The organism is Adlercreutzia sp. DFI.6.23, from assembly GCF_024462535.1.
Classification (GTDB): Bacteria; Actinomycetota; Coriobacteriia; order Coriobacteriales; family Eggerthellaceae; genus Adlercreutzia; species Adlercreutzia rubneri.
Map to the genome: position 1 here is coordinate 1 of NZ_JANGBP010000684.1, position 293 is coordinate 293.

At 66.6% G+C, this 293-nt stretch carries 1 pseudogene; it reads left to right on the forward strand.

The features are described 5' to 3' along the window. A pseudogene (locus NE591_RS15055) lies at positions 1 to 293 on the forward strand (hypothetical protein); the annotation flags it as partial.

The window sequence follows — 293 nt, forward strand, 5'->3', positions numbered from 1 at the left end:
AGAGAATCCCAGCGCTTCCGATGTTTCCCCCGACACCGTGCAAGACAAATCCGATGCGGACGTTCTCGCCGTGGAAGACGTCGCCGAGGAGGCAGCGCTGAAGACCGCCTCATCCCGCGACGAGAGCGCTGGCGTGCAGGAGATCGCCGACGAAGAAGAGGCCGCGCGCCTAGCCGCCGAGGAGGCCGCACGCGTCGCCGAGCAGGAGGCCATCGATCGGGCCGACGCCACGCGCTCCCGATACTATGCTACTTTCGGCAGCCTGCCGGCCGGCGATGTGGATTTCTCCATCG